The sequence below is a fragment of the Aeromonas sp. HMWF017 genome (genome assembly GCF_003061465.1).
Lineage (GTDB): Bacteria > Pseudomonadota > Gammaproteobacteria > Enterobacterales > Aeromonadaceae > Aeromonas > Aeromonas veronii.
The window spans coordinates 1-9,522 of sequence record NZ_QAJD01000052.1; the positions used below are offsets into that span (position 1 = coordinate 1).

Sequence of the window (9,522 nt, forward strand, 5' to 3'; positions counted from 1 at the left end):
GCCCCGATCAGGGTGTGGGCCTCATCGATAAAGAGGATGACAGGTCGCACGGCGTCCTTGACCTCCTGCATCACCCCCTTGAAGCGCTTCTCGAACTCCCCCTTGACCGAGGCACCGGCCTGCATGGCGCCGAGATCCAGGGTCATCAGCTCCACATCGCGCAATTTTTCCGGCACCTGACCCGCGATGATGCGCAGGGCCAGCCCCTCGATAAGGGCACTTTTACCGACGCCCGCCTCCCCCACGACTATGGGGTTGTTTTTGCGGCGACGGGAGAGGATGTCGATCATCAGATCGATCTCGTGATCCCGGCAAAGCACCGGATCCAGGGTTCCCTGACGGGCCTGCTCGGTGACGTTGACGGTAAAGCGGGCCAACAGGCTGGCATCGGCGGGCAATGCAGCCTGAGTAGCTGTGCCGTTGGCAGAAACGGTAACTTGGGTCTCGGCAGACTCTTTGACCCACTCGTCGAACTGCTGGCGCAGCAGCTCGCGATTGATGTTGGCAAGCAAACGCGTCACCGACCCCGGCAGGTAACGCTGGGGGGTCATCAGCAGCACCAGCAGCATGACGCCGCTGCGCAGTTGGCCATGTTGCAGCTCGGCAGAGGCGAGCAGCCAGCTGTCTTGCAGCCACTCCACCAACAGCGGCGAGAAGGAGGGATAACCCTGACCATAACCGTTATCGGCCGCCGAGGGTTGCAGCAGGATCTTTAACTCCTCAACCTCGACCTCGGCCCGTTTGAGGATCTGGCGCACATCGCTGAGGGGGGTATCCAGCATTTTCAGCAGCAGGTGCTCGATGCGGATCTCGGCGCCCTGATGATTGACACAGAGGGCCGCAGCCTCCTCCAGCATGTGACGACAGATGGGGTTAAGTCTTTCCACCAGTACCGGTAGCTCTATACGAATCAAGGCGTGCTCTCCTTAAGTATTTATTTTAATAATTCGCCCAGTTGACGCAGTACGTCCTGGGTCTGGTTATTGAGTTGGTAGTGATAGAGGCCAAAGATGATGGCCAGGATCAGCGCGCCGCCCATAAACAGGGTGCGCAGGGAGACTTGCTTGCGCAGCTGGTAGCGAGACGCCTGCTGACCGAGATCGAGATGAAACACGCTGGGTGCCTCACCGCCACTTTCAAGTGACAGTTGCTTGTGCAGTTGCTTGACGATGCGTTCGAACTCGTCACGCCCCTGGCTCATCACCTTGTAGCGCCCCTCAAAACCGAGGCACAGGCAGAGATAGATGAACTCCAGAATGTCGCGATAGCGCACCGGATCTTCCTGCAGACGCGCCAGCAGCACGAACACCTTCTCGCCGCCCCAGGTCTCGTTGTGAAACCTGGCCAGCAGGGAGTGTTGGGACCATTCGCTCTGGCTGCCCCAGTCGCGGCCCATCACCGCCTCATCGATAAAAGTGCAGAGGATGTAGCGAAACGAGAGGACGACGCCGTTTTCGTAACCCTGCGCCATCAACTCCTGCTCGATGGCCTGGATCTCGGTCACCACCCGCTGATACAGCTCGGGCACCCGATCGTAGCGCGACAGCAGCCGTACCCGTTGCACCAGCCCCAGCAGCGGGGTCACCGCATCGATCATCGGATTGATGCTCTGGCCACGCAGGCGGAACCAGTAGTCCGAATCCATGTCCAGCTGCTCGGCGTGATCGAACAGCAGGTCGCTCAGTTGCTCGTTGTTGATAATGTCCGTGGTCATCTCTGCTTGTTTCCTTGATGCGATCACTGGCTACGGATGGCCCAGAGCTGCATGTCGAGCTCGGGGAAATCGCCGGCAATGTGGAAGGCGAGCGTGTTGCTGACCGCCAGCATCTGCCAGGCAGGGCTCTGGCGGTCGAGCTGGAAGTAGCTGTAACCGGCGTGATAGGGCAACTGGCGCGGCGCCACCGGCAGCGGCAACAGCGGGATACCTGGCAGCTGCAGGCTGATGAGTTCGCGGATCTTGTCGCTCGACGCCACCTTGGTCTGCTGCAGCAACTGTTTGCGCAGCTGCTCCTGCGGCATGCGGGCACGCACTGCCAGCACGAAATCGGCGCTCTGCATCAACTCGCTCTCGTTGACCATGGCCACCATGACGCCGTACTGGTGCTTACGCAGCTGGATGGAGACGGCACGTGGCGACAGCACGGTACTGAGCGCCTGACGCAGGGCCAACATCACCGGCTCGAAGCTCACCTGCTGATCGTCATGACGATAGGCGGGGAACTCGGGGGGCAGACGGGACTCGTCGGTAAAGGTCATCAACTCGCCACAGAGCTGCACCAGCGCCTCGTGCAACCGCTCGGGGTGCAGGGTGCCAAGACGCGCCAGATGGGAGAGCTGGGGCTGAGCCCGGTTGAGCAGTTGCAGCATCATGAACTCGGCCACATCGGCCACCCCCTGCTGACCCGGCGCCGCGATGCGCTGGGAGAGGCTGCGAGCCCGCTCGGCAACCAACCCAGTCGATTCGCCGAGGAAGCGCTTGAGGGTCGGAATGGCAGAGACACTGATACTGCAAGGCATGAAGTTGGGATCGAGCACCAGACCGCCATCCGGGCGTTTGTCCAGAATGCGGGCGATGGCGAGCGAGGCGTAGGCACTGCGATCTTCCCGCTCCAGCATCAACCGCAAGCTGACCCGACCCACTTCGAGGGAAACCACGTCCCCCCCTTCACTGTGCAGATCGCGCACGTCGTGGCGATGGGCCTGCAGCCGGGTGGCGACCTGCCCCCCCTGATTGACCTCGTTGACCCCGCTCACCGAGAGCGGCAGCGCCAGATAGACCTTCTGGTTGGCCACCGAGGCATCGGTGATCTCCAGCGGGGTCGGCAGCACATCATCGTTCGGGATGTTGAAGACGGTGCCGTCCGGCAGAATACCGGTGGCCCCTACCAGCGCGATGCGGCCAAAGCCGAGGTAATCCTCGTTGATGGAAAGCGACTGCAACCCGTAGAAATAGTCGGACAGCGCGCTCAAACGCGCGTGCAGCGCGTAATCTGAATGTCTCTGTTGTTGCTGGAAGTGCTGGGGCTTGATAAAGAGCCCTTCACGCCAGATAACCCGATTTCGACTCGACATGATTATTCTTCTTCTTTTTGTAGTTCCACTTCATCCAGGCGCAGGTGCACCAGAATTTGATAGGCCGTTCCCTTGCTCTTGACCTTGATGACCTTGCGCCACTCGGCGCTGTCCGGATCGGCGTACCGAGCAATCACGCCGATGTAACGGGTCTTCTCGTCAAGCTTGACGGGGGGCAGGTATTTGAACTGGCCGGGCAGCAGGGTGTAGTCCTGATGATCCAGGTAGTTCTTGCCAAGGGCCTTCTCTACATCCGCCGTCACCTGGTCATAGTCAGTAGCGAGCAGCTTGGAATCTTCAGCCAGCAGCACCACCTGAAACTCGATGGGTGCCGCCTCCCCGCTCTCGTTGGGGTTGACATCAGGCTCTGCCAACAGGCTGAGCCCCAGGGTGGAGGGCTGGTCATCGTTGCTCCCCACCTGAATATCCGGGTTCATGGCCACATCGGCCATCTTGCCCATGGTGGTACAACCGGCCAGGGCCAGCAGACAGGCCCCAAACCACAGTGCACGTATCATCAAATAAGTCCCTGTTGCTGACGCACGGCCTGGTCATACGCCTGGGCGTAAACCTGATGGAACAGCTTGTCGAACCCCTGCTGACGGGCGGAGGTGAGCTCGCGGTAGTAGTGCTGGTACATGTTCCAGGCCCAGCCTTCATCGGCCACACCCGGGGTACCGGTACGACGGTAGTGCTCGAAACGACCGAGCAACGCCTCGGGCGAGAAGGCTTGCAGGATACTGTCAAGCGCAGCGCCAATAGCCTGCTGGTTCGCCACGTGGTGAATGCGTACATTGCGAAGACTCTCGGCTACCGCAGCAGGCGCGGTCAGGTGCACTGGGCTCTTCTGCTCGGCAAACATCACCGCCAGGGTCTCGTCATAATCGAGACCAAGGCGCAGCGGGTTGTCCTCGATGGGGCGCAGGTGCTTGTCTGCCAGCGCAGCCTGATCGCTTTGCAGTTGCAGCAACCCCTCCACCATGGCACGCACTGTCTTGCCCATCTCTTCGAGCATGTCGTGGGCTTGCTGGGTGTCTTGCAGCTGCAACGGCTGGCCAAGACCACGCATCAGCGGAGTCAGGGCGACGTGATCAACGCCCTCCAGTGGCTGGAAGTCGGGGTGGTTCTCGATGGTGGGCATATCCAGAAATTCTTGGTTCATGGTGTTCTCGACGGCTGAAAATGGAGCGAAGGATACGGTGTCCATATCCGGTTGAAACTGCGGTTGAGCCTGCAGGCGAGCATCCACCAACGGACTTGGGGCCGCACGCTCCTGCTGCAATGCCAGCAGGGGGTCGACCCCCAAGGCCTGTGGGTCATCCAGGGTCTGGGTGTGGTGAGGATCGCTGGCCAGCCACTCATCAAGCTGCTCGGTCGGACGGTTACCCAGCACCTGCTGCAAACTCTGCTCGGGGGAGATGGCACCGAGATAGGCTCTCAGGCGAAAAGGGCCGACAATCAGCTCGTCACCCTGCTCGAGGTTGACCTTGCGAGCCCGCCCGATGGGCGAGGTGGCACCATTGATGTAGGTCTGGCCGCTGAGATCGCACAGGCAGAAACGACCGTCATTGAGCTCGACGCGGGCATGGGCTGGCATCACCGCCCCCAACCTGTCTCGCAGTTGCCAGTCATCCTGTTCGGAGGAGCCCAATGTTCCCCCCATCTCGTCGAAGCGATATTGCACCTGCTGGCTGCCGTCGAGCTGCTCGCTGTTGAGCACCACCAGAGATAGTTGCTGGTTAAAGTCGTCCACATTCACTCCTGCACGTATTCCTACACTGAATTTCTGTGCTTATTCCTGTACACAGATTGTCACGAACGGGTCACTCGGCGGTTGGCCGAGAAAGGTACTCCACCCCAGACGGGCACTCTGCTCCTCCCCCAATCTCAGCCCCTTGGCCTGCTCCTGACCGAAGCCAAGCCGCAGATCCCAGGCCAGCTGATCGCGCAAGATGAAGGAGACAAAGGTCACCAGGGCGTGGAAATGCTCCCCGTTCGGGAGAAATCCGAGAAACTGGCTAAAACTCAGATCATTGATTTTCAATAAAAACTTGCCGGCACAATCATTGACCTTGTCACCGATGACGAAGTCGTGCCCCAGAGTGGCGCAAGCACCGCCCAGGCGGTTTTGCTGCTCCGGATGGATCGGCACCTTGCGCCACTGCCAGGCACTCACTTCCACATCCGCCAGATCGAAGCAGTGGGCCACGAGACCAGCGACCACCTCGGGAGAGCGGCTGGGGCTGGCCAGCATGCCCGCATAGGAGAGCATCTTGGCGCGGTTGACCGGCAAACTCTGACAGACGGCATCGTTGCCAAGCCCCACCAACGCAAACATCAGACGGGAGAACCCATCCTCACCGTCATCCTGAAAACGGACGTGGTAGCGATACTTGCGCCAGATCCGGTGCAGCAGGGTCAGCAGGCGGTGGTGGAAGAAATCCAGGAAAAGGCCGAGCTTTTGTTCACCCTGGGCGTACTCCCACGCCAGCGAGTCGAGGTAATACCCCGGCATCGGCGACTGACTACCGTGCAGACCCAGAAAGGCCACTTCCAGTTCGTGACGCCCTTTCTCGTCACGACCAATTTGCAGCACGTCGCTGGTGGGAAACCCCAGTGATGCAGTCGCCTTGAAACGAATATTTTCGTCACTCGGCAGGTGGTCGAGACCACGCTCCTGATCGGCACCGTCCAGCCGGTTGAGCAGCTCAACCAGCTGGAAGAAATTGAAACGGGGCGCCTCGTTGGCGGCACTCACATCAGGGAGTGCTGACCGATCTGGACTGGCCACTGATAGCGCTCCTTGTTATCGAGATTGACCACCTCAAGCAGGTGGAAAGCGTTGACGCTGGCATAGAGCGAGAAGAAGTGGGCCAGCACTGTGCTGAAGAGATAGAGCTCCCCTTCGCTGCCAAAGGCGGATTGGCGGATGGAGAGCGCCGACTTGAGCCCCCGCACCGGCATGCCGCGCACCAGCCTGTCCACCGGCTTGGTCTCGATCTCCTCGATCCCCGCCAGCCGCTTGCGCGACGCCTGCTCTGCCTGCTTGTCGTGCAAAGCGGGAAAGTCATAGGTACGCAGCACCTGCACCAGGGCATCCCGGCGCAACAGAGAGACATAGTTGAGCGACAGGTTGGAAATCAGGGTCCAGTGCAGGCTGCCATCCAGTGCCGGACGCAGCGGCCGGGTCGGCCGGATCAGGTTGCGGAAGGTAGCAAACGACGGTGAACTGCCGGTCGGTACGCAGATACTGCCCACCTTGAGGCGGGCGGCGCGGGAACGGTTGGTGCAGGTGAGCGTCACCGAGATGGATTCATCCAGATCGACCGTAGTGGTTTCATCCCCCCGCACAAACGACAGACTGTGCTCGAAGCCATCACCACTCACCGACTCCCTGACCCGCACCCGGTAATAGAGCGCCAGCCGCTGTTTGGCCCGCTCAATCTGATGCTGAAAACTTTCGAACGGCTGATAAATGCGTGGCGTACCGCGGGAGCGGCCCATATTGCCCTCAACCCAGCCTTCAACCTGATCCACCGAGAAAATTTCGAAACTATCGGCATAGCGATAGCTCGCCTTGAGCGGGTATTCCGCCTGACGGCCGTTGAGATTGACCGGCTCGCTGTCGTGCTGGAACAGATTGATAGCCGGCACGCAGTTGAGCATGAAAGAGTCTGGACGGATCTTGAGTTCCGCCGGCAAGGGCCGGTCGAAACAGAAATGGATTTTGAATTCACTCACCGGCAGCGGCTGTTTGGGCCACTCACCACCGGAGAGTTCGAAGAAGAGAAAGCTCTCCGGAAAGCAGAAATACTCTTGCAGGATCCGGTAGCCGGAATAGACATTATTCGGATAGGGCAGCAGCGCATCGTCGCGCTCGAAGCCGACCGATTTGAGTGCCTTGGCCTCCTGACGAAAGCGCTTGCCGTCGATCTCCAGCTCGATATGGGAGAGCTGGTTGGAGAGCCAGAAGTAGAGCTCATACGCGGTGTAGCTGTCGCCACCGAGGAAAAAGCGCAGCTTGTCCAGTTGCAATTCGCTAAGTGGCAGGGGTGCATGCAGCGCAATATCGAGCGAGATTGTAGAGAGATCGTTGCCACTTTGCGCCGTTATCTGGCGCATTTCGGCCGGATAGACCCAGGCATCGTGACAGGTCTGAAAATGGCAGGTCACGCCGTCGATTGGCAAACTGTCCAGCTGGCAACCCTGCCTGACCAGTGCCGGTTGGGCAATGGCACCCGGAATGACCGAAAACTGCATGATGGTCATGCTGGGGACGGGTCGCAGATAGTTCGGCCAGAGCATATTGAGCAGACCGTGGGTCAGCTCTGGGAACTCGTCCTCGATTTTGGCGCGCAGGTTGCCCGTAAGAAACGCAAAGCCTTCCAGCAGGCGTTCCACATCAGGGTCGGTATTCTGCTCCGACAAAAAGCGGGTGAGTTCGGGATAGCTATCGGCAAATTCGCGCCCTTGCAGGCGCAAAAAAGCCAACTCATCCCTGAAGTAATGTTCCAGCGACATTGATCAGACCATGCGGTAGTGACGGTGACTGTCCATATGGACGTTGAACGAGGTAACTTGCTCGATATGCTCCAGCCGCACATGGGCCGTCACCTGAAACGACATCTCAAGCGGACTCGCCTGATGGTCGGGTGAACGGACATCCACATGAATGATCCGCGGTTCATAACGACGGATGCATTGCCGGATCGCCTCGCGGATCCGTCCTTTGATGTCCGCACTACCCTGGGTGGCATCATTGAGATCAATGACGCCAAGATCAGGGGCACTGCGGCAATTGCCGGGACGGGTGTTGAGGATCTGCTCGAGCTGCCGTTTGACAGACTCAACCAGTTCATCAATTTCCGAACGGGAAGAAGGGCTCTGCCCCTCCCCCCTGATGCGATCAAACAGACTGGCCGTATTTCCTCTATCCCAGGAAGAGAGATACGGCATCGGTCATTATTCCTTGTCCAGTCGACCTACCAGAGAGAGCTCGAAGCTCGCCCCCATGTACTTGAAGTGCGGGCGCACGGCCATGGCGACCTGATACCAGCCCGGCTCGCCTTCCACATCCAGCACCTTGATCTGGGCTGCACGCAGGGGACGACGGCTGCGCACGTCTGCTGGCGGGTTCTCCTGATCGGCAACGTACTGCTTGATCCAGCCGTTCAGCTCGCGCTCCAGATCCTGACGTTCCTTCCAGGAGCCGATCTGCTCGCGCTGCAGCACTTTGATGTAGTGCGCCAGACGGTTGATGATGAACATGTAGGGCAGCTGGGTACCCAGCTTGTAGTTGGTCTCCGCCTCTTTGCCCTCTTTGGTGTTGGGGAACACCTTGGGCTTTTGTACCGAGTTGGCAGAGAAGAAGGCGGCGTTGTCGCTGTCCTTGCGCATGGTCAGGGTGATGAACCCCTCTTCGGAGAGCTCATACTCGCGACGGTCGGTGATGAGCACCTCGGTCGGAATCTTCGCCTGCAGCTGGCCCATCGCCTCATAGACGTGCACCGGCAGATCGTGGATGGCACCACCGCTCTGCGGGCCGATGATGTTCGGGCACCAGCGGTACTTGGCAAAGCTGTCGGTCAGGGAAGTGCCCATCAGATAGGCAGTATTGCCCCACAGGTAGTGGTCGTGATCCGAGCTGATATCTTCCTTGTAGTTGAAGCCCTTGATGGGGTTCTCGGTCGGATCGTAGGGCAGACGGGCCAGGAAACGCGGCGCAGTCAGACCCAGATAGCGGGAATCTTCCGATTCACGCAGGGAACGCCATTTGGTGTAAGCCGGTCCTTCGAACACCGATTTCAGATCCTTGATGGAGGGCAGATCGGTGAAGCTGTCAACGCCAAAGAAGGCGGGGGCGACAGAGGAGATGAAGGGGGCGTGGGCCATGGCACCGACGGCACTGACATACTGCATCAGCTTGATGTCAGGCGAGCTGTGGGTAAAGGCGTAGTCACCGATCACGGCACCGATCGGCTGACCGCCGAACTGACCGTAGCCGGTTGAATAGACATGCTTGTAGAGACCGGACTGGGTGATCTCGGGCGAGAACTCGAAATCTTCCAGCAGCTCTTCCTTGGTGGCGTGCAGCACCTGGATCTTGATGTTCTCGCGAAAATCGGTGCGATCCACCAAGAGCTTCAGGGAGCGCCAGGAGGACTCCATCTCCTGCAGCTCTTTGGCGTGCAGGATGACGTCCATCTGCTTGCTCAGCTTCTTGTCGAGCTCGACAATCATGCTGTCAACCAGCGCCTTGTTGACCGGCTCTGCAGTGGAACCGCTATCCAGAATATTGGCGATCAGGGCTGCAACGCCCTGCTTGGCGACGCTGTAACCCTCATCCACCGGCGTGATGCGAGCCTGCGCCATGATTTCGTCCAGCAGGGAGGACGAGGAGGCGACGGCTGCCCCCGCTTGAACCTGTTCTTCGACCAAAGACATGTTTTT

9 protein-coding genes are annotated in these 9,522 nt (G+C 59.5%); all 9 read right to left on the reverse strand.

Annotation, left to right across the window (positions count from 1 at the left end; genetic code table 11):
* The coding region (locus DBR30_RS04455; protein WP_146181354.1) for an AAA family ATPase at positions 1-914 on the reverse strand (914 nt) is incomplete at its 3' end.
* A 20-nt stretch (positions 915-934) separates the two neighbouring features.
* Complete coding sequence (gene icmH / locus DBR30_RS04460; RefSeq protein WP_181363483.1) at positions 935-1,714, reverse strand: type IVB secretion system protein IcmH/DotU; 780 nt, start codon at positions 1,712-1,714, stop codon at positions 935-937.
* Between the two features lie 23 nt (positions 1,715-1,737).
* A complete protein-coding gene (gene tssK, locus DBR30_RS04465; protein ID WP_108541578.1) occupies positions 1,738-3,072 on the reverse strand; it encodes a type VI secretion system baseplate subunit TssK in 1,335 nt (444 codons plus the stop codon).
* 2 nt (positions 3,073-3,074) lie between these two features.
* Positions 3,075-3,590, reverse strand: a complete 516-nt coding sequence (tssJ, locus tag DBR30_RS04470) for a type VI secretion system lipoprotein TssJ (RefSeq protein WP_019444945.1) — start codon at positions 3,588-3,590, stop codon at positions 3,075-3,077.
* Positions 3,590-4,825 (reverse strand): type VI secretion system-associated FHA domain protein TagH, encoded by a 1,236-nt coding sequence (tagH, locus tag DBR30_RS04475; protein WP_108541579.1) that lies wholly within the window; start codon positions 4,823-4,825, stop codon positions 3,590-3,592. Before tagH ends, tssJ begins: the two co-directional genes overlap by 1 nt.
* Positions 4,826-4,864: 39 nt before the next feature.
* Positions 4,865-5,863, reverse strand: coding sequence for a type VI secretion system baseplate subunit TssG (gene tssG, locus DBR30_RS04480; protein ID WP_042053054.1), 999 nt, complete (start codon positions 5,861-5,863; stop codon positions 4,865-4,867).
* Entirely contained in the window at positions 5,827-7,593 is a 1,767-nt protein-coding gene (gene tssF, locus DBR30_RS04485) for a type VI secretion system baseplate subunit TssF (protein WP_108541580.1), read from the reverse strand. The genes tssG and tssF overlap by 37 nt, the downstream gene beginning before the upstream one ends.
* Before the next feature lie 3 nt (positions 7,594-7,596).
* Positions 7,597-8,028, reverse strand: coding sequence for a type VI secretion system baseplate subunit TssE (tssE, locus tag DBR30_RS04490; protein WP_108541581.1), 432 nt, complete (start codon positions 8,026-8,028; stop codon positions 7,597-7,599).
* A gap of 6 nt (positions 8,029-8,034) precedes the next feature.
* On the reverse strand, positions 8,035-9,516 hold the full coding sequence (gene tssC, locus DBR30_RS04495) for a type VI secretion system contractile sheath large subunit (protein WP_033114641.1): 1,482 nt from the start codon (positions 9,514-9,516) through the stop codon (positions 8,035-8,037).
* Positions 9,517-9,522 lie beyond the last annotated feature (6 nt).